The organism is Streptomyces sp. NPDC030893, assembly GCF_055571535.1.
Genome location: NZ_JBVIFC010000003.1, coordinates 391,938 through 411,339, shown reverse-complemented (window position 1 = coordinate 411,339; position 19,402 = coordinate 391,938). Strand labels below are relative to the sequence as shown.

The 19,402-nt window shown below is 70.1% G+C and carries 20 protein-coding genes; 4 read left to right on the top strand and 16 right to left on the bottom strand.

Going from position 1 to position 19,402, the window contains the following annotated elements:
- The 4 genes from ACZ434_RS09475 to ACZ434_RS09460 all read right to left on the bottom strand — a co-directional run.
- A partial coding sequence (locus ACZ434_RS09475) for a hypothetical protein (protein ID WP_468453525.1) occupies positions 1 to 1,364 on the bottom strand: 1,364 nt, incomplete at its 3' end.
- A complete protein-coding gene (locus tag ACZ434_RS09470; RefSeq protein WP_439454056.1) occupies positions 1,361 to 2,002 on the bottom strand; it encodes a WhiB family transcriptional regulator in 642 nt (213 codons plus the stop codon). The genes ACZ434_RS09470 and ACZ434_RS09475, both read right to left, overlap by 4 nt.
- A gap of 160 nt (positions 2,003 to 2,162) precedes the next feature.
- Positions 2,163 to 2,879 carry a zinc finger domain-containing protein gene (locus tag ACZ434_RS09465; RefSeq protein ID WP_468453524.1) on the bottom strand — a complete coding sequence of 239 codons (717 nt, stop codon included), beginning with the start codon at positions 2,877 to 2,879 and terminating at the stop codon, positions 2,163 to 2,165.
- 2 nt (positions 2,880 to 2,881) lie between these two features.
- A complete protein-coding gene (locus tag ACZ434_RS09460; protein ID WP_468453523.1) occupies positions 2,882 to 3,778 on the bottom strand; it encodes a helix-turn-helix domain-containing protein in 897 nt (298 codons plus the stop codon).
- Between the two features lie 688 nt (positions 3,779 to 4,466).
- Here ACZ434_RS09460 and ACZ434_RS09455 point away from each other — a divergent pair.
- From ACZ434_RS09455 to ACZ434_RS09440, 4 genes are all read left to right on the top strand, one after another.
- Positions 4,467 to 4,919, top strand: a complete 453-nt coding sequence (locus tag ACZ434_RS09455) for a helix-turn-helix domain-containing protein (RefSeq protein ID WP_439454059.1) — start codon at positions 4,467 to 4,469, stop codon at positions 4,917 to 4,919.
- Positions 4,920 to 5,098: 179 nt separating this feature from the next.
- Positions 5,099 to 5,653 carry a secondary metabolite protein gene (locus tag ACZ434_RS09450; protein WP_468453522.1) on the top strand — a complete coding sequence of 185 codons (555 nt, stop codon included), beginning with the start codon at positions 5,099 to 5,101 and terminating at the stop codon, positions 5,651 to 5,653.
- The gene (locus ACZ434_RS09445) at positions 5,650 to 6,795 is read left to right on the top strand and encodes an MAB_1171c family putative transporter (protein WP_468453520.1); all 1,146 of its coding nucleotides are present in this window, start codon (positions 5,650 to 5,652) and stop codon (positions 6,793 to 6,795) included. Before ACZ434_RS09450 ends, ACZ434_RS09445 begins: the two co-directional genes overlap by 4 nt.
- Before the next feature lie 42 nt (positions 6,796 to 6,837).
- Complete coding sequence (locus ACZ434_RS09440) at positions 6,838 to 7,431, top strand: phosphatase PAP2 family protein (protein WP_439454062.1); 594 nt, start codon at positions 6,838 to 6,840, stop codon at positions 7,429 to 7,431.
- Positions 7,432 to 7,698: 267 nt separating this feature from the next.
- Here ACZ434_RS09440 and ACZ434_RS09435 read toward each other — a convergent pair whose 3' ends face one another.
- From ACZ434_RS09435 to ACZ434_RS09380, 12 genes are all read right to left on the bottom strand, one after another.
- Positions 7,699 to 8,565 (bottom strand): alpha/beta fold hydrolase, encoded by an 867-nt coding sequence (locus ACZ434_RS09435; RefSeq protein WP_468453711.1) that lies wholly within the window; start codon positions 8,563 to 8,565, stop codon positions 7,699 to 7,701.
- Positions 8,566 to 8,623: 58 nt separating this feature from the next.
- Positions 8,624 to 9,475 (bottom strand): phytanoyl-CoA dioxygenase family protein, encoded by an 852-nt coding sequence (locus tag ACZ434_RS09430; RefSeq protein ID WP_397726117.1) that lies wholly within the window; start codon positions 9,473 to 9,475, stop codon positions 8,624 to 8,626.
- Positions 9,472 to 11,589 (bottom strand): phosphoketolase family protein, encoded by a 2,118-nt coding sequence (locus tag ACZ434_RS09425; RefSeq protein WP_468453517.1) that lies wholly within the window; start codon positions 11,587 to 11,589, stop codon positions 9,472 to 9,474. Before ACZ434_RS09425 ends, ACZ434_RS09430 begins: the two co-directional genes overlap by 4 nt.
- A complete protein-coding gene (locus ACZ434_RS09420; protein WP_397726112.1) occupies positions 11,579 to 12,232 on the bottom strand; it encodes an L-threonylcarbamoyladenylate synthase in 654 nt (217 codons plus the stop codon). The genes ACZ434_RS09425 and ACZ434_RS09420 overlap by 11 nt, the downstream gene beginning before the upstream one ends.
- Before the next feature lie 14 nt (positions 12,233 to 12,246).
- A complete protein-coding gene (locus tag ACZ434_RS09415) occupies positions 12,247 to 13,017 on the bottom strand; it encodes a phytanoyl-CoA dioxygenase family protein (protein ID WP_468453515.1) in 771 nt (256 codons plus the stop codon).
- 75 nt (positions 13,018 to 13,092) lie between these two features.
- A complete protein-coding gene (locus ACZ434_RS09410; RefSeq protein WP_439454065.1) occupies positions 13,093 to 13,872 on the bottom strand; it encodes a class I SAM-dependent methyltransferase in 780 nt (259 codons plus the stop codon).
- Positions 13,869 to 14,543 (bottom strand): HAD family hydrolase, encoded by a 675-nt coding sequence (locus ACZ434_RS09405; RefSeq protein ID WP_468453512.1) that lies wholly within the window; start codon positions 14,541 to 14,543, stop codon positions 13,869 to 13,871. The genes ACZ434_RS09410 and ACZ434_RS09405 overlap by 4 nt, the downstream gene beginning before the upstream one ends.
- 20 nt (positions 14,544 to 14,563) lie before the next feature.
- A complete protein-coding gene (locus tag ACZ434_RS09400) occupies positions 14,564 to 15,013 on the bottom strand; it encodes a hypothetical protein (RefSeq protein ID WP_397726102.1) in 450 nt (149 codons plus the stop codon).
- Positions 15,013 to 16,065 carry an enolase C-terminal domain-like protein gene (locus tag ACZ434_RS09395; protein WP_468453510.1) on the bottom strand — a complete coding sequence of 351 codons (1,053 nt, stop codon included), beginning with the start codon at positions 16,063 to 16,065 and terminating at the stop codon, positions 15,013 to 15,015. The genes ACZ434_RS09400 and ACZ434_RS09395 overlap by 1 nt, the downstream gene beginning before the upstream one ends.
- On the bottom strand, positions 16,052 to 17,170 hold the full coding sequence (locus ACZ434_RS09390) for a hypothetical protein (protein ID WP_468453508.1): 1,119 nt from the start codon (positions 17,168 to 17,170) through the stop codon (positions 16,052 to 16,054). The genes ACZ434_RS09395 and ACZ434_RS09390 overlap by 14 nt, the downstream gene beginning before the upstream one ends.
- A gap of 105 nt (positions 17,171 to 17,275) precedes the next feature.
- Positions 17,276 to 18,451 (bottom strand): bifunctional class I SAM-dependent methyltransferase/NUDIX hydrolase, encoded by a 1,176-nt coding sequence (locus tag ACZ434_RS09385; RefSeq protein ID WP_468453506.1) that lies wholly within the window; start codon positions 18,449 to 18,451, stop codon positions 17,276 to 17,278.
- Between the two features lie 32 nt (positions 18,452 to 18,483).
- Positions 18,484 to 19,311, bottom strand: coding sequence for an NUDIX domain-containing protein (locus ACZ434_RS09380; protein ID WP_397726092.1), 828 nt, complete (start codon positions 19,309 to 19,311; stop codon positions 18,484 to 18,486).
- Between the last annotated feature and the right edge of the window lie 91 nt (positions 19,312 to 19,402).

Genomic DNA, 19,402 nt, shown 5'->3' with positions numbered 1-19,402 from the left:
CGGTCCTGGGTGGTCTCGGTCCCGGATTGTGGGGCGGTCGGTCCTCGGTCCTGGGTGGTCTCGGTCCCGGATTGTGGGGCGGTCGGTCCTCGGTCCTGGGTGGTCTCGGTCCCGGATTGTGGGGCGGTCGGTCCTCGGTCCTCGGTGCTCTCGGTCCCCGACTTTGCGATGCCCGGTCCCCGATGAGAATCCGAGTGCTGAGCTGCTATTTCTCGCGCGTCGCGGTCGCTCCTCGTGGCCGCTGCATCCCGCGCTGCGGCTCCCGGACCGGCGGGTTCGGTCCCCGGGCCCGCACCGTCTTCAGAGGGCTTGGTTCCCGCGGCCGTTCCCGTTGCGTCGCCCTTGGTCCCCGCGCCGACCTTGGCTTTCGGGTCCGCCTCCTCGGGGACCGGTCTCCGAGGAGACCTCGGTCCTCGGTCCCGGACCGGCTCGTCGGAATCGTCGGGAGCGGGGATGGGGACCGGCCCATTCGATGTCGGCTGTGCGGGGACCGTGGCGGCCGATGCGCTTTTGTGCGCCGGGGACCAGGGAGAAGGGAGCGGGACCGTGGCGAGCGCCAGCGCGTGTCGCCGGGCGGCGAGCTGGTCGAGCAGCTGCGCCCGCTGGAGGGGATCGGTTCCGACCGAAGCCCTGCCGACCGCCTTCGAAAGGCGTCGCGTCAGCCGCCGGCCTCGACGGCTCTGCTGCTGCTCGGGTGCGCGCTCGGCGAGGCGGGCGGCGAGGGTGACCGCACGGGCGGTGGCCCGGTCCCGGGTGATCTGCGCGGCGTCGCGGTCTCGCGCGGCGATGCCCAGGCGGGACAGCAGACGCTCGCGTGCCTCCCGGCCCAGGACGGCGATCAGTCCGTGCGAGGCTGCACCCGGGGTGCGCAAGCGCAGCTCGATGCCCATGGCCAGGTGCCACAGCATCGCCGCCATGACCGGTCCGACGAAGGCACGGACCGTGCCGCCGACGGGACCGCTCTCGGCATAGGCGGGGATCACCTGCACCGTGGTGATCACCCACACCAGCGTGCCCGGCAGGCCGGGGGCGCCCTGGACAGCGAGGTTCTGCCGTGCCATCAGCGCGGTGGCGAACAGGGCGAGTTCGGCGGCGGCGAACATGCCGGCACGCTCGGCGGTGCCGGCCATGTCGAGGTAGTCGGCCGCGAAGCGCCACGAGGTGTCAGCGCTGTAGGCGGTGCAGCCCAGGGCGGCGACGGCGGCGACCTTGACCGCCGGGCCGCCGAGACGTTTCTGCGAGCGGGTCCCCCGGCGCCGGATCGCCCAGGCGGTCAGCACGAGCGCGAGGGCGGCGGGCACGACGGCGGCGAGGAGGAGAGGGAAGTCCGAAGTAGCGCCGAAGGCGAGGACAGGGTGGGTCATGCTGCCTTTCCGAGAGGGGCGGGCGCCGGGGTCGACGCCGCCGGGCGGCCTATCGGCTGCTGAGTACCAGGAGCTGCGGGCGCGGGGGCGCCCTTGGCCTTGGAGGTCTTCTTCCGCTTCTTCTTGGACCGGGGCACGCCGTAATTGCGGTCGCGGTCGAAGACCGCGTTGGCCGCTTGTCGGAGCAGGTCGCGGGCGTGCTTGTGGCTGATCTGCAGGGCGGCGGCGAGCCGGTCGGGCTGCCAGCCCCGGACGTAGGCGTGGTCGATGACGACCTGCCGCTCGGCTTCCGTCAGGTGCACGTCGCGCCCTTGGAAGAAGGCGGTCACACGCCGGTAGTCCAGGCGCTGGTGCAGGTTGTCGTGCAGCGGGCGCCGCTCGGCTTCGGTGAGGCCGCCCCAGACGCCTTCCTTGAGGACGTTCTCCAGGGCGAAGTCCAGGCACTCGCGGCGTACGGGGCACCAGCTGCACAGCTCCTTCGCCTCCGCGATCTCCTCGTGATCCCGGGGCCCGGGGAAGAACACGGCGTCGGCGTCCTCGACGTCCATGCCGTGGCACGCTCCGCGGACGTGCCAGCTGGTGTCTCCGATGCCGCGCAGGCCGGTGGCCGGCGCGTCGTGGGTGGTGATGTGGCGCAAGGCGAGTCTCCGATGTGCTGCCACGCCGGCCGGCTAGCGCAGTGCTCGGCGGGTGCGGCGTCGGGTGCCGGCTGCGGCGCGTGGGCGTGCGCCGCAGCCGGTGCGGGACGGTGATGTTGCGGCGGTGCAGCGGACGGGATGCACGCGCCGGAGGCGCCGGTCAGGCCAGGGCGGGCTGCTGGGCCTGCTCCGTGCGCTGAGCCTGCTGAACGGCGGCGAGGTCGAAGCGGCCCGGGTGCGGGTCGGTGCGCGGCGTGATGGCACGTACCCCATCGTTGGGGCCGATCCGGCGGCGGCGGCACGGCTCGCCGACCGGGGCCAGACACCACTCGCATCGCACGCTCAGGGCATCGGGCAGCCCCTGCGCGACGGCGGCTTCGCGTGCAGCCCGGGCGGGTCGGAACGGTGCGAGAGCGGCTCGGGCGGCGGGCGGTATACAGGAGCCGATCTGGTCCAGCCGAGCCTGCAGCCTCGGGTTGATCCCCTCCTGGCTGCTGGTGATGGCCCGGGCCTGCGCGGGCTGCGCTATGCCGGCGGCGACAGCGCGGCGGGTGCCGACCAGCTCGGCGGTCCAGGCGGCCTGGTCGTCCGGGTCCGCGGACGGTGTGGGGTCGGAGTGGAGGGCTAGGCGGCTGCGCCGGTAGCTCTCCCAGGGGCGGACCACGTCCGCGGGCTGGATCTGGTACGGCGAGGCGCGGTAGTGCTGGCGGGCGGCGACGCGGGCGTCCCAGCCGTGCGGGGTGGCCATCGGCACGTCACCGAGCAGCTCGTGCCACTGGGCAAGCTGATCGCGGGCCTCGCCCTCGTCGGTGCGGATGCTGCGGGGGTCGAGCCGGCCGATGTAGGCCAGCAGGGCGGCGATTTCGCGGCGGTCCACGGTCAGCCCTCCGTTCCGGTCGGCTCGCCCAGGGCGGCGAGAAGGGCGGCGGTGTGCTTCTCGGCCCGCGTCATGCCACCGGCCGCGGCGGTGTTCTGGCCGGGCACGGCGTAGAGGTTCGGGCGGCTGGGGGCGTGCTCCCGGGTGATCCAGGAGCGCCAGTCGGCAGCCCAGGCTTCCGCCGGCCTCGGATCATGGCCCGCCCGGTGGGCACGCCACTTCGCGTCGGCGGCCTGCAGGCCCTGCGCGCCGAGGCGGTCGAGGTGTCCCTGCTGGCGGGCCCAGGTGTGGGTGGCGGGGTCTACCTGCCAGTCGGCAGCCGAGGTGACCACAGCACCACCACTGCTGTACCTCCGGTTCAAATCAGGTTCACTACGGTTCTGTGTGCCGGTGGCCGGTACATCGCTGTGCCGGTGGCCGGTACGCCGCTGTGCCGGTTTCCGTCGCGACCTGCCGGTTTCCGGTACTGCCGGTTTCCGGACCCTCGCGGGGGATTCCGGCACCTCACGCGGGCGGATCCCGTACCGCCGCAGAGCCGAGAGCCGGAGCTGCGCGGGGGCGGCGGGCTCGTCCGACACCGCCGTGTCGCCTTCTTCCTCCCGCTGCTCTCGCAGCGCCTGTGCCACCGCTTCGGCGGCTAGAGGCAGGCGGTAGACCGTGCTGCGCTGCGGGCCCACCAGGTCGTCGAGCTGTTCCAGCTCGCCGGCCAGGAGCAGGCGCTCGATGGCTTCGCGCACCGTGGAGACCGAGGCGCGCGTGCGCTTGGCCAGGCTGGACAGCGAGGCCCAGGAGATGCACTGATCGTCGGCCACCCGGTCGGCGATCGACAGCAGGACCAGACGCGCGGCCCCCCTGCTGGAGCTGTGCTCCCACACCCACTCGCGGGCTTCGCTGCTCATCGGCCGCTCCCGGCAAGCGGGCGGGAGCGGCGGCTCGCGAGGGCCAGGATGGTGCGGTCCGGCTCGGGGCGCTGAGGCGCCGAGGCGGAGCTAGCTGCCGCGCAGGCCGGACGGAAGGGCCTTTTGCGCAGGGCGGAGCGCATGCAAGAATCTCCTTTGATGTTGCCACGCTGAGACGCCCCGTGGAAGGGATCAGCGTGGTGATGGTGGCGATCTCCGCCCTTGCCGGGGCGGTACAGCCGTTAAGCGTCCGGCGTCCGGGAGTTGCAGCTCTCGGGCGCCGTCGCTGTGTCCAGGGACCTATGAGGCCCGAAGGTTGTGCACGTCATTGCTCCTGCGCTCGTCCATGTGCGGGCGGTCTGCCCGGCGGGGGACGACGAACATACGCACGGCTCCGCGTCAAGGTCCAGAGTTGGTTCTTAAACCCTGTAGAAGTCGCGTGAGCTGCTGCGACGGGGGTGGAGCGATCATGGGCGAGTCCTAGCGCGTACGTATGCCGCGAAGGCCGGGCAAGGAGCGCGTACCGCACCCTGTCGGCGTCGCAACACTTCAGTGAAGCTGTGATCGAAAACCTACGCCAAAGTGATCCCGGTCTGTCAACACTGAAGTGAAGACCCTCGGTCTTTGGCCCGAGGAACTACACTGCAGTACAGTCCAGAGTTCAACGTCTAGATGGGAGGAGTCGGTGATGGTGGAGTCCAGCGGACCGGCGGAGGCGCCCGGCGGCGCGGCCGACGCTCGGCGCTCATTCGCCGACAAGCTCAACCACCTGTTCCAGACCGTGACGAACCCGGAGACCGGCAAGCGCTACACCAACGCCGAGGTCGCCCGGGCGATCTCCGTGTCTGAGAGCGCGATCTCGCAGCTGCGGACCGGGGCGAAGCCCAACCCCACCTACACGACGGTGGAACGACTTGCCGGCCACTTCCACGTCAAAGAGCAGTACTTCTTCTCGGACTATGACGCCGAGGAGGCCGAAAAGGTGCGCGCCTCCATGGAGCTGATCGAGGCCGTAGCCGACAGCGACGTGCGCGGACTTGCGCTACGGGCCAACGGCCTCTCGGCGGACAGCTTGAGGATGATCACGGACGTGATCAATCAGGCGCGCCGATGGGAAGGGCTCGACAAGCCTGAGCAGTGATGTGACCTCTCTCACCGGCTGGGTGGATTTGGCTGGTATGCCGCACCCGGTCTTTCAAGATCACTTTGGGTAACCATCTGAACTTATGCAAAGCTCCGCTAGAACCACGCGGAATGGTGGGTTCCGGTTAGCGCAGGCCGTGTCGGCGCTCATTCGGGGGCTACAGCAAGGATCTCGTCATGTTCAATCGGCAATTTGCGCGCAGAGAGGCGCAGCTGAGGCAACTGTGCGAGGAGCAGCTGCGGGGGATCGAGATAGCCGATCCCTACGCGGTGGATGAAATATGCCGGCAGCTCGCCATCAAGCGTGGCCGCCCTCTGCACCTCCACGAATTGCCTGAGACCGGAGGGGCCAACGCTCCCTGTGGAGTGGTCCTCTCTTTCGACCACGGGGACCACATCTTTCACGTCGCGGCTACCAGCGAACGGCATCGTGCGCAGATCGTGCGCCACGAGCTAGCGCACCTGCTGCTCGGGCATGCGGGGCATAACGAGAGCGTCGTCAAGTCCCTGCTGGGCGTTCTCCCCGACGGGGTCGATCCCTCTGCCGTGCTCTCCGTTCTCGGTCGCACGAGCTACGACAGTGAAACCGAGTACGACGCCGAGATGGCTGCCTCCTGCCTGGGGGAGCTTTTCCACGATCTCGCCCATTCAGGGCGGGAACGAGGCCGGTCCGGCGCGGTGTCGCGGCTCGACGACGCTCTGGTCCACCCCCGGAGGAACCGCCGCTCATGAGCACATCCACCATCGTCGCCGGCGTCCTCTGGCTGGTGGCGCTGTGGCGACTGCCGTCCATCCGGCACTCCCACAAGCAGCGAAGCCTGGCGTTGACCCTGGTCACTCTCGCGGCTGCCATGACGTTCGAGGTTCCGCAGTTCAAAGAGGCAGTCGATGCCGCTGTCGGTACAGGCGCCAGGCTGTCGCCGCTGTTGAAACACATACTCGGCGTTACCTCGGCGGCGTACCTGCTCGACTTCGTCATCGCAGTCGTTCGACCGCAGGGCCTGGCACGTCGCACCCGACTGGTGGCAGCCAGCGTGACGCTGCCTCTCATGCTCGCCTTCTATGCCTTGGCCAACTGGACGCCGGGCGGGCCGGTCAGGCTCGGAGAGGGCCGTGGTGCTCTCTTCCCTGTCCTCTACATGGCGGTCTTCACGCTGTACATCGGCGTTGCTATGGTCGTAGCGACGTGGCTGTTCCTCGGCGGCGTACGCCACAGTCGAACCCTCCTTGGTAAGGCTGGCCTCGGATTTCTGGGCTTGGGAACCCTGCTCGGAAGCCTGTACGCCCTCCAGCGCATCGTCTTTGTGACGCTTCAGCTTGCCTCGGGCACCAACTACCCAGGCTTGGAGAATCTTCTCTCCACGACGCTCAAGCAGGCCACGGTCCTGTCGGTCGCGCTCGGCGTCTGCCTGCCCCCTCTCTCCGTCGCCGTGGAATACGTCGCGGCGTGGAGCGCCCTGCGCAGGCTGCGGCCCCTGTGGGCACAGCTCACGGAAGCAGCCCCGCACGTGGTGCTGGCGACCTCCGTACACAGAAGGCGTATCCCCTTTCGACTGGAGCGCTGCGTCATTGAGATCGAGGATGCCTGCCTAGCGCTTCGCGAGTACGTGTCAATCGACATGCACACCAAGGCTCGGAAGTTCGTCCACCAAGAGGGAGTCGACGCGCAACACTCTGACGCAGTCGCGGAAGCCTGCTGGTTGCGTGCAGCCGTCCAGAGCGCCCGAAATGGGGAGCGATTGCAGGGAGTTGAATATCCACCCCTCGGTGTCACTGGGCGGGACAGGGCGAGTGAACTGGCATGGTTGCGCACCGTTGCCCATGCATACCTCTCCTCGCCAGTCGTTTCGGAATTCGTCCGGCAAGAGCAGTAATCCATTTCCACGGGCAGGGCGATGCGGAAAGGATCTCCTCACATGACAACTGACGTTCGCCTCAGCGAGTCGCGGCTGGCCCGCCGCATTACGGACTGGCTAGAACCGAAGAACTGGATCATCGCTGTCACCCTGCTGGTCGGTTGGCACACCGCGCAATGGAAAGGCGTTGCCTGGGGAGCGGTCGGCGCCCTTTTTGCGGCCGTCATCCCAATCACCTTCATCAAGTACGGAATCCGCAAGGGTCACTGGGGCGACAGGCACGTCGGGGCGAAGCCAGCACGGCTTGTCGTGATGGCCGTCATCCTGCTCTCCGTAGCCACCGGCATCGTCCTGATGCTCGTTGCGGGGGCGCCGCGCACCATGGTTGCCCTCATCGTCTCGATGCTGGTGACGCTCGCGATCCTCACTGCAATCACCTTCGCCTGGAAGATCTCCGTTCATCAGGCCGTGTCAGCGGGCGCCTGCGCGATGCTCGTGCAGACCTATGGGCCGTGGATGGCTCTTGGCTTTCTGCTGGTCATCCTCGTTGGCTGGTCCCGCATCGAACTGCGTGACCACACACGCAACCAGGTAATCGCCGGCACGATCCTTGGCAGCATCGTGGCGGCGGCGGTGTTCCATCTGGCGCGCTGACCCGGTGGTGGGAGCCCAGCAGGCCCGCCTCTCGGTGCGATGCTGCCGCCCGCCGTCAGGCGTGGGCGGCAGTCCTGCTCTGGATCAGGCCGGCCGGAGAAGCATCGCGTCGCACACCGGGGATTCGGGGGCGTGCTTGATGCTGGACGCGATGGGAGGGGACACGGCTCAGCACCCCGCGATCACGGCTCACGGCCGCGTGCGTCACGGGCGGGCAACCGTCGTTCACGGGCAAACGCCCCTGAGTGTAGGTCTCGCTGCGACACGTCACAGAACGGTGTCCACCGTGCCTTGCACGAACCACCGAAGGTGTGTACGGACGGCGTTAGGTTGTTCCAGCCAGGGCTCGTGCCCAGCGCCCTTGATTCGCGTCAGAGGAAGATCGAGCCGGAACGCGAGTGATTCCAGAGCCGAGATGGGGCGCGGATCGTCGACCCCACCTAGGATTTCCGCTCGCACGGGTAGGCGCGCGTGAAGCTCGGCAAGGTGCTCATCGAGCGGATCTGCCCGTCCTTCCCTGCCAAGTTCATCGTTCATGGCCCAGTTGATCGGACGACGTCGTTGGGCGCCCTGTGCAGCCCAGCGCCACCCGTGTTCGGAGCGGGCGTGGTCGGTGAACCATGCCAGCGTGAGCAGCTCGACTTCCTGCTCCTCCGTACGGCTCGCCAACTCCCTCAATAGGCGGAGCCGATCTTGCTGCGCTGCGGACATGCGGTGTTCGCGTTCCGCTTGGTACGCGGTGCGCCAATCACCGACGAACGGTCCGCACATCAGGAGTATCCCGGCAACCCGGTCAGGGTGAGCCATGCAGAACCGGCTCGCCAGGTCGGTGCCGTAGGAGTGCCCAATCAACACGGCTCTGGGCACGTCCCATGCGTCGAGGAGTTCGGCGAGATCGGTGATGTGCCTGGCGAGGGAGTGGTGTCCGTCCCACGGGGACCGCCCGGTGCCACGCTGGTCGTAGCGATACACGGGTGCGAGGTCCGCGACTATGGGGGCAATATCGCCCAAGTAGTCTGGCAACCCCGGACCGCCATGGAGCATGACCACGGGTAACTGCCGAGCCGTGTCCCTCAAGGCCACCCAATGTAACTGCGCCTCGTCGCTCATCAACACGAAGCCCTGCGTCTGCATCAAGGTCACCGCGGAAAGACTACCGGTGTCACTAAGGCTCCGCCGAAGGTTGCAGAAGCTAAGCCGACGTGGAAGTCCAAGGGCGGGATTCCCACCATGAGCGGATGGAGGCGGCTCCGCTGCCCTTGGCGAGGGATCCGTCCGGGTTGCGGTCGGGCACTCCCAGGAGCTGCTGCTCGATCGGGGTGAGGGTGGAGTCTTTCCGTAGGTCGGTGGCGGGGTCGTCGACGGGGTGGAGCCATCGGTACCCGTATTGGAGCATGAGGGCGATGCGGGGGCGGCCGGAGAAGTTGATGCCTCCGGTGTGCCACGTCCGGTTCTCGAACAGGACTGCGTCGGTTCCGGCAATGTCGGGCGTAACGGCGCCGGGCGGGTCGATGGCGCCGGCGGGGACGACGGGTTCTTCGGTGAGGCGGTGGCTGCCGGGGAGGAACATCGTCAGCCCGCAGTCGGGGGTGACGGGGGTGAGGTAGTGGGCCGCCTTGATGGCCATCCGGGGGGTGTGGGGGAAGCCGAGGTCGGCGGTGACGCCGTACATGTCGCGATGCCAGCCGTGGCGCTCGGGGATGCGGATGGTGCGGGGCGGGCCGCTGGGCAGGGCGATGAGGTGGGCGGAGAGCAGGTGGATGTTGGGGCTGAGGAGCTGGACGACGGTGGGCAGGACGGCCGGGTTGGCGAGGAGCGGGAGGAAGACGCGGTCGAGGGTGAGGCATCCGCGGAAGCCGTCCTTGCCGTCTCCTCCCCGGTCACGGCCCTGGGTGATGTCGCTGGCCAGCAGCTTCTCGGCGGCGGTCAGGAGCCGGTCTCGGAGGTCCTGGGTGATCGCATCGCGGATGACCGCGTACCCGTCGCGTTCGAAGGCGTCGATGGTGCCGGCGGCGGGGGCGATGGGCGGGAGCGGTGTACTCATGCCGGTATCTCCTTCGGCGTGTCGGTGAGGGTGGTGGCGAGCTGCCACAGGCCGGCGTCGTCGAGGCCGCAGAGCTGGCGGAGGTGTTCCTGGGAGACGGGGCGGCCGGGGTCGCGGTAGCCGAGGACGGTGAGCCGGGGGCCGGGGTGGCGGCGGCCGAGGAGGGCGTGGATGTCGGTTGGGTGCCCGCTGGTGGCCAGGACGATCGGCGCGCGAGTGCCGAGGTGGCGGGTGAAGGAGTCCGGGGCGAGGGCGAGGGGGCGGGTGCCGTCCTCGGCGAGGGCCGTGAGGTCGTGGATGTGGACGTACCGCAGGCGCAGGCCGGGGCGTTCGGCGCGCAGCCGCCGGGCGAGGGTGGTCAGGGCTTCGGCGGGCAAGTCGCCGGCGGAGGCGAGGATCAGATTGGGCTCGCCGGGGCCGGGGTGGGTCAGGTGGGGCCAGATCGCGATGCCGTGCCGCAGTTCCTCGTCGAGGGTCTTCAGCGGGTGGTGGACGCTCGTGTGCTTGCCGGCGACGACGATCGTGCACCGGTCGAGCTTGCGCAGGGCGAAGGTGAGGGCGGCTGCGGTGCGCGCGGGGTCGGCGGGTGTGAGGATGTGGAGTGTGGGGTCGACGCCGGCCAGAAGTGCCGTGGTGAGGCTGGGGTTTTGGTGAGTGAAGGTGTTGTGCCAGCCCAGGCTGGTCAGGAGGTAGACCAGGCTGGGCAGGGGGGTGAGCCCGGCGTGTCGGCGCACGGATCGGTGCTTGAGCTGCTGTTGGATGAGGCTGAGGGCGATCGGCGCGAACGCCTCGTACATAGCGACGAGCGCGTGCCGACCGGTCTCCGTGTAGCCCTGGGCCCAGGCGTGGCACAGCTCCTCGCTGAGCACTTCCACCGCCCATGGCGCCGGGCGTCCGTCCTCGTCGGTGAGGTCGAGGCGGTTGGAGGCCAGCTCATCGGGGCTGAACACGCGGAACGATCCCTGCCCGGCGTGGGCCCGCAGGACCTCGGGGACCACCTGCGCGAACGGGCGCCCAGCGGCATGGGCGGCGACCTGGGCTGAGGCGGCAGCGCAGCCGCGCGGCGCTGGGAGTCCGTCGGGCTCGGGCCGGGCCTGCGGGAGCGCGGGCAGCAGGTGCGGCCGGGGACGGCCGCTGGAGGTCAGGAACTGACCCGGCTGGTAGGAGGCTAGCCAGTCAGCGAGCGCGTCGAACTCGGAGGGCACACCGGCCGGGTCGCGCAGCGGCGTCTTATGGATCGCCGGGGTGCCGGCGAGGCGGGCGGGCGCGCCATAGCCCTTGTCCAGGGTGAGCACCAGGACGCTCGACGGTCCCGCACTGCCCAATGGCTGTGTGGCGCCGAGCGCTTCGGCCACCGCCTGGCGGAGCTGCCCGATGTCGAGCCCGTCGCTGTAGACGGGCCGGTGACCGAGGCCGGTGAAGTATGCGGTGAGTTCGGCGTGGCTCAGCGTGGACAGCACGCTCGGCCCGCCCATGCACAGGCCGTTGAGCAGGACGACGGGAAGGACGGTGCCGTGGTCGCCCGTACCGTGCAGCGCGCGGGTGGCAAGCCAGGAGGCGGCGGTCGTTCCGGTCTCGCACTCCCCGTCGCCGATCAGGACTACCGACAGTCGGTGGGGCGCGTCGAGGACGGTGCCTTGCCCGATCGCGAGGGCGGGCCCGAGCTGGCCTCCGGTGTGCAGGTGGCCGGGGATCATCGGGGTGATCTCCCCGCCGATATCGGTTCGGGGGAAGCCCGTAACGAGTTCGCGCAGCCCGGCCTCGTCCTGGGACAGGTCGGGGTGGACGTGGCCGAGTCGTCCGGTGAGGTAGGCGTGGGCGAGGGCGGAGGGCCCGGCGTGCCCGGCGCCGTGCAGGACGTGCAGTTCGTAGCCGTCGGGGATGGCTGCCTGGAGCGGGCCCAGGGCGGCGAGCATGCGGTTGACGGGCGGGCACACCCCCCAGTGGCCGGCCGGTCGGGGCTTGATGTCGGCCGGGGTCAGGGGGCGGGCCAGAAGCGGGTTGTCGCGCAGGTAGATCTGGGCGAGACAGAGGTAGTCGAGCGCGTCGGCGACGGCGGCCACTGACGCGTCGGGCACCAGCTGGTTCATGCGGCGGGCGAGGTCAGCCCACATGCGGTTCTCCTGCCGGGGTGAGAGCGGCTTCGACGGCGCGGGAGTGGACGGTTCCCTCTCGCTCCAAGCGGGCTGCGGCGCCGGCGGGGCAGTCGACGATGGTCATGTGCCGGCCCTGCGGGCAGATCCCGCCGTCGACGACCGCAGCGATCCCGGCCCCCGTGGTCCGCTCGAAGGCGACGACCTGGGCGGCGGTGAGCGCCGCGTGGTCCGTCTCGCCGGCGGCGGGGGTGGAGATGCTGCACACGGCAGCGACCAGCGGTTCGTCGGCTAGGGCGACGAGTCGGCCCAGGACTCCATCGGGGCATCCGACGAGCGCCGGGGAGCGGACCGCCGCGACGGTCTCGATCCCAGGCTTCCACGGAAGACGCAACGCAAGCTCACCCGGCCACAGGCCGTCGGCCAGCAGGCGGGCGTCGCCGCTCAGGTCGAACAGGTCCTTGGCCGTGGCCAGGGAGTCGAGCAGGAGCAGCAGCGGCTTGGAGGTGGGGCGCTGCTTGGCGCGGAAGACCGCGTTCGTGGCGGCGGGGTCGGCGGCGCGGGCACACAGCATGTACCAGCGCGGGGTGGGCACGGCGACCACCTGCCCGGTGGCCAGGAGCCGGGCTGCATCGGGGAGCTGGTAGGGGGTGAGGACGTCCACGGCGCTCTCCTCTCTCACACGGTGCCGGGGCGGGCGAGGTCGGCGAGCGTCGGGTACTCCAGCCACGGGTCCGACAGGGCGCGCAGAGCGAGGTCGGGGTGCTGGGCGTGATGGACGCGGAAGTACGCCATCACCCTCGGAGTCCGACTCATGTTGATGCCGACCCGGTGCGGGACGAGGTGGTGCATCACGACCACGTCGCCGGGCTCGGCGGTGAAGGCGGTGCCGTCCTGGGCGTCGATGTCGTCGGGGGTCTGGGCCGGCTGCCCTAGGACCCAGTCCGTGGCGAAGTAGCGGGCCATCCGGTGGTGCCCGCCGGGCACGTAGTGCAGAGCGCCGGCGTCCGCGGTGGCGCTGCCGTCCAGGACGACGCCGATGATGAGGGTGAACGTGCGCAGGTCGCGCGGCTCCAGGTGGGGGCAGGAGACGCCGTCGACGTGCATCCGCTTCACCGGCTGCTCGGCGCCCTGCGGCAGCCGGATCTGGATCTGCGCCCGGGTGACCGGGGCGGTCCTCGCGGGCAGCAGCAGCTCTTCGGCCAGCTCCATAAGGCCACTGCGCTGGTAGAGGGCGAGGAGGTCGTGGTGCTCTTCCAGCTCGGGGGCGAAGGTGCGTTCGGTGTAGGCGGTGAGCCGCGCGGGGTCGTACGCCTCGGTCAGCCAGCCGCCGACGAGGCCACGGGCCCGGGACAGGACGACGCCGTGGACCAGGCCCCGGCGTATGAGGACGCCGTCGTCGAGGAACCGGCGCCGCTCGTCGTCGCTCCATGTTGCAGGGCTGGGCATGGTGGAACTCCCTCCAGAAGAAGATGGGGCCGGGGCGGGAAGGGGCCGCCCCGGTGCGAAGGGGTGGGGAGCGGGTCAGCCGCGGCGCCCGAGGACGACCTGGAAGGAGGCGTGCTCGATCAGCCCGTCGGCGGCGGTGTGCTTGTCGAGCAGGGCGCGGGCTCGACGCTCGAAGTCGGCGACATGCTCCCCGAACAGCGGCCGGGCGGCGAAGCTGGTCGAGTACAGGTAGCCGATCACTGTCTCGGTGGTCCACTCCCGCTCGACGGCGATGGTGTGCTCCTCGACTCGGTCGAACGCGCTCTCGGCGAGGATGTCGCGGTAGGGCCGGTTGTGCGTGGCGTACTTCTTGCCCACCCCAGCTCTCCGCTCCTCGCCCAGGAATTCCTGGATCAGGGCGCGCAGGGCGTCGGTCCACTGGGTGCGCGCGGTCCACAGGCTGCCGTCGCCCATGACCGCGACGGTCGCGTCCGGTGCGGTCATGTCTTCCAAGCGTGACAGCACCACGTCCTGCTTCATCCAGTGGAAGGCGCGGCAGACCGTGACGAGGTCGGCTCGGTAGGAGGAGGGCGGGGTGAACTTCTCGGCCGGAGCGTTGTGCAGGCGGACGGTGACCGGCAGGCCGGCGAGCGCCTTGCCGGCCTCGGCGAGCATGCCCGCGTCCTGCTCGACGACGTCGATCTCCGTCATCTCCTCAGCCAGGGCCAGTGGGACCTGCCCTGTGCCGGACCCGAGATCGAGCAGGGCCCTGCGCTCCTTGCCAGCCACCCGCTGCGCGAGCAGCTCGACGGCTTCCTTCGGGATGCCGGGCCGGTAGGCGGCGTAAAACGGGGCGGTGGTGTCGAACTGGCTCACGGGGTGGAACTCCTGATCATGTGAGTTGACGGAACGGTGATCTGCTCGATGTGCTCGACCGCACGGCGGAGGTCTGGCACGACCGTGACCCTGCCGGGGTGCCCGGCCAGCAGCCGGAGTGCCTCGGTCGACGGCGTGCGGGGCGTGATCCACAGGGCGTGGGCTCCGGCGGCGAGGGCGCCGCGTATGTCGTAGTCGAGGCTGTCGCCGACGTGCAGCATCTCCGCGGGTTCTCGGCCGTGCATCCGGGCGACAGTCTCCACGGCGCGTGCGTCGGGTTTGGCGAATCCAAGTTGCCATGAGGGGTGATGGGCCAGGAGGTGGGGGGCGAGGAGAGCGGCAACGTCGGTTTCCTGCTCGTCCCAGTGGCTTACGTTCGACAGGGTGACCACCGGCACGACCCGGGCGATCCGTGCCACCGCCTCCACCGTGCCAGGCCACAGCGCGAAGCCGGGTGGACTGTGGTCGTGGGGGAACGCGGACGGCGCGATCCCCAGGGCGGCACACACTGCCTGCGGTGCTGTCGCATCGCGGCGCGGGTCCAGGGCGTGCAGGAGCTGCTGAGCGATCTGCTTCGCCTGGCGGACCGGGAGCGGGGAAATCTCCACTAGCCGCTGCGTCAGCGTCGTCCCGGTCGGCTCGCCCAGGGTGTATCCGACATCGAGGCTCACTAGGCGCACCGCAGCTGCGTTCATGACGAACCCGCCAGAGCCGCGATGATCATGCCGATCCGCTCGGTGCGCACGGGGCCGGAGTCGGCTTCGCTGAGGAAGGCCAGCAGGTGCCGGGCTTCGGCCGGCGACCAGCGGCTGGTGTCGACACCGGCCTCGGCAGCGGCCCGGGCGAGGTCGTCGGGGATCGTCGGCGGGCGTGCGCCGTGCGGAATCAGCAGGGTGCCTCTCCACTCCCCGCTGGCCTGCGACTGAGGCAGGACGGATACGAGGGGTGCGAGGACGGTGACGTCGTCGAACGTGAGGATCCTGACCGGTAGTTCGGGCAGGTGCAATGGTTGATTGAGGCGAAGGGTCGTGGACAAGAAGGTGTCGTGCCCGCTCAGCGGCTCGTTCACGACGAACAGCAGGGTCCCTTCGCGGCGCTCCAGCCGGCCGTGAATCGCCAACGCGCTGGTGTGCCGGGGCATTACCGGCGCACCTCCATCCCGAGACCGGGACGGTCGGGGAGAGCGACATGCCCGCCGTCCGGCCGGAGCATGCCGCGCAGCGTCCGCTGCCGGCGGGGCTCCCACACCACCTGGTACTCCACCGCGCCCGCCGCGTCCGGGAGGGCGGCGGCCAGTTGTACGGCAGGCAGGAACGCCCGGCCGTGCAGGTGAACGGGGACGTTCGCATCGTGGGCGGCGCTGAGCCAGGTACGCGCTTCGGTGATTCCGCCGCACCACACCGCGTCGAACGTGAACGCCTCCGGCCGGCAGCGCCCCAGCAGAGCCCTGGCGTCCTCCGCATGGGACAGCCGCTCGCCGAAGGCGACCCGCAGACCTTGCGTGTGTCGGCGCAGGTGTCGGTACGCGGCCTGGTCGGTTCGCGGGAGCGGGTCCTCCACCCAGCGCACCGTCTCCGGAGTGAGGAGCGGTGCGATCTTCGTGGTCTGCAGGTGTCCCCACGTGCCCAGGGCGTCCACCGCCACACTGTGCCCCGCCCACGCCGCCGCGCGTTCGGCCAGCAGCACCATCTCGGCGGCTTCTGCGCCGCCGCGTAAAGCCCACTTGGTGAAGGCGAACCCCTCGCCGGCGGTCGCTTTGACGGACTCGGCGGCCGAGTGGGCGGCCAGGTCCAGGGAGAGCCAGGAGGCGTAGACCGGTACCCGCGGCGCGGGCCGGTTGCTGAGCAGGGCCGCGACCGGGAGGTCGGCGAGGCGGCCGTGCAGGTCCCACACCGCGCAGTCCAGCACCCCGACCGCCCAGCGCCCGAGCCCCTCTGCGTGCGGGCCGAGTTCGGCCAGGAGCCTGCGCAGCAGTCCCGTGTGATCGGCCACCGGGTGCCGCAGCGCGCTCTGGCCGAGCCGTGTGGCGACGAGCGCGGCGGGCAGCTCGTCGACCGGCGCGAACACCCCGGTCTCCCCGCCGGCCTCGACCACTACCGCGTACTGGCTGTCGCCCGCCTTCCACGGACCGGCCACGCTCTCGTCGAGGCGCTCGACCCGCACCCGGTCGATGACCGCGTCAGCGGGGTCCATCGACGAGGTCCTCTCCGGCGAAAGTGAAATACCAGAGCGGCCGGTAGCACTCCCAGCCCACAGGCCGCAGCCCGGTCGCGGCCATGGCCCGCTCGATCACCGTGCGCGCCTGCAGGTAGTACTCCAGGCTCTCCGCGCCCGGTGTCCGCATCCCCTGCATGATCACCGTGTGTGCCTGGAAGACCTGGAAGTTCGGGAACGCGGTGACCTCGTCCGCCAGCTCGTTCACCCCGCGCGCGAGGTCGTCCATCGGGTCCAGGCCGACGATGTACGTGTACGAGGTGTCCAGCCCTGCCTTACGCGCCCGTGCCAGCAGGTCCGGCATCTTCACTGGCCGAAGGTCGGCCTTGGTTGCCTTCATCAGGGCCTCGCGACGGGTGAAGTGCTCGGCCGTCAGCCTGAGCACGAACGGCGATACCTTCGACTCGATGGTCTCGAACGCCTCGTCGCTGCGCAGCACGGAGGTGAGGAAGCCGATCCGAGCCGTGACGCCGGCCCGCTCCAGGGCGGGTCGCAGAGCGGTCAGGTGCGCGACTGCGGCGCCCTCGCGCTCGAAGCAGCCGGTCGAGACGGTGACCTCCTCCAACTCGGCCAGGTTGCGGCGGGGGTGCTGCTCGCTGAGGGCCCGCAGGAGTGCATCGAGGCCCTGGTCCTCCTGCATCCTCGGATCGGCGGCTGCCTCCAGGGTGTTCGGGCACCAGCCGCACCCGACACACAGGCTCCGGGCGTTGGGGTTGAGGGTGGCGGCCCGGCCACCGTTGCGGAAGTAGCCCCCGACCGCCTCGTCGGCATCAATGCGCTCGACGTGCGCGACCACCGCGCCGTTCAGCGATAACTCGTCGCCACACAGCCGGAACGGGCTGGCCGGCTGGTTCAGTGGGACGATGATCTGCCAGGCAGTGCCGGGGCGGCGTACGAGGCGGAGGTTGACCCGGGCCCGGTGACGGTCGTGGTCGGAAGTGATCCCGTACAGGTTGACGGCGATCAGCAGCACGTCCTCGACAGGGACTCCGTGGCGAAGGGCGACCTGCTCCAGATCGTGCAGTCGGTCGGTGCCGACGGCGCCGTCTGAGGTTATGGACCGGCGCATGGAGAGGTGCGGCATGAAGAACTCCAGCTTGGTGTTGAGCGGTGTGTGTTGCTACCGGGGGTGCGGCGCCTACGTCGTGTCGCGGGAGGGCATCGGTGGCGGCAGTCGTGTCAGCGCGGCCTACTTGGCTGGGGCGAAGGCAGTGAAGTGTGCCGGCGGGTGGTCGATGGGCAAGTCGGGCCACCACGCGGTGAGGATCTGGGCACTGCATACGAACAGGCCGTTGGGGAGCTGATCGAGCGGGTACCACGCCCAGTCGCCGACGCTCTCGTCCGGCTGCGTCATCGGCTGCCCTTGCCAGGCGTGGACGAGCGCGCCGACGGTGACCCGCAGGACCCCTTCGACGTGATCGACGAGCGTGCCCAGCAGTTCCACGTCGCCGGTCCGAGCAACCAGACCGGTCTCCTCGGCGATTTCTCGGACGACCGCCTCCTCGAAGGATTCCCCGGCGGCCTCCACGCTGCCACCGGGCAGTTCGAGGGTGCCGCGGCGATGTCGGCCCAGCAGAACGCCCTGCTCGCTGAGCAGGATCGCTCCGACGCCGACGGCCGCGTGGGCGGCCGGGGCTCGGGTGCTGCGGGGCCGGCTGGAGACGCGCGTAGGCCGGTCGGGAAGGCGCCGGGCGCGGATGAGCTGCTGGATGACCGTAGCGTTCTCGTTGGGGTGCGGGAACAGATCGATGGCTTCGACGCGGAAGCCGTACTCGGTGAGCAGGTCCTTCCACAGCTGCGGTGCCAGGACCCACATCTGCGTCGGCAGCGGCGGGTCGTCGCGTAGCAGGATCATCTCCTCGCGCGGCGCCACTGCCGTGGACGGACCGCGGCCATGCAGGTCGGTGTGCAGGAGCGAGAGGATCAGCGGGGCGCCGGGACGCAGGCCATCGCGCAGCGCAGGCAGCGAGCGGTGCGGGTCGATGAAGGCGAGCGTCCCGATGGCGTACGCGGCGTCGAACGGCTCGGCTCCGGCCAGGTACTCGGCTACGTCTGCCTGGACGAACTCCACGCCGTCCACGTCCGCGTGGGTGCTGACGGCGCGTTCGTGCTGGGTCGGGGACAGCTCGATGCCGGTGACGCGCGCTCCGTATGCCTGGGCGAGATGGACAGCGTGATGGCCAGCCCCGGAGCCGATGTCCAGGACGCGGCGGCCGGTGACGTCGCCGAGGACTTCTGCTCCCGGTCCGATCCCGTCCCAGGGCGTCCAGCCGAGCCGCTCGGGGACGGGCGGGGTGTAGGCGCGAGCGAGTTGACGCTGGCCGTAGATCTGCCAGGCCCGGGTGTTGGTGTCCTCGGCGGGCACGGTTGCCTCCTGGGGGGCGGGTGTTCTGGGGGTCAGGTGTGTGTGATCAGGTAGGCGGGGCCCTCGCCGCGTCGGGCTCGTTCGATGGCGTCGAGGCGCGCGAAGGCGCGCGGGGCCATCAGCTCTTGCCAGGTCGCGAGGTCGTGGACGGCCCACATGTCGTGTTCCGCGGGGTCGAGGCGGATCCGGTCGAGCTGGTCGGCGGTCAGCCGCCCTCCGTCGAAGATGAGCCCCACCTTGTTCAGCGGCTGGGTTGGTCCGGCGTGGAGGAAGTGCGTCAGGAGCAGGGGCGGCGTGTTGAGGGCGAGTTCCAGGCCGGTCTCCTCGACCGTCTCCCGCCGGGCGGTCTGCAGGGGATCTTCGCCCGGGGCGTCCAGGTTGCCGCCGGGGAACTGCCAGAGTCTTGAGCCGTAGACCGAACGGAGCTGGACCGGACGGTCGTGTTCGTCGCGGATGTACAGGCAGCCGTACACCGTGTGGTGGGGGACGGTCTGGGCGTACTCCTCGGCTGTCATCGGCAGGGGCCGGCCGGGCCGGGCAGGGCGGTGGTCGAAAGCGAGGGCGAGAACGCCGAGGGCTTCCTTGGCCGGCGGGTAGATGCCGCGGAGGTTGGCGAGCAGTTCGTCGGGCTGCCCGTCCGGGTTGATACGTGCGGTGTCCTCCGAGCTGAGCAGGTCCTCGAAGGAGGGGTACGGGGTGATCCGCTGCACGATGACATCGAGTTCCCGCCCGGTGTCCCGGTCGTGAAAGACGACCGTGTCGCCCACGGCGACGGTGCGCTTGGTGGGGTTGGCCACCCTCACTTCGATCGTCTTGCGCCCTGCTTCCACCTGACGGTAGTACCGCCCGAGCAGGTGCATGTGGTGCTCTTGTGGTTCACCTCCGGTCGTCGGGCCCGGGATGGCTGGGCTCGCCTGCTGGATGTCATCGGGCATAACTGCCTCCGATCGA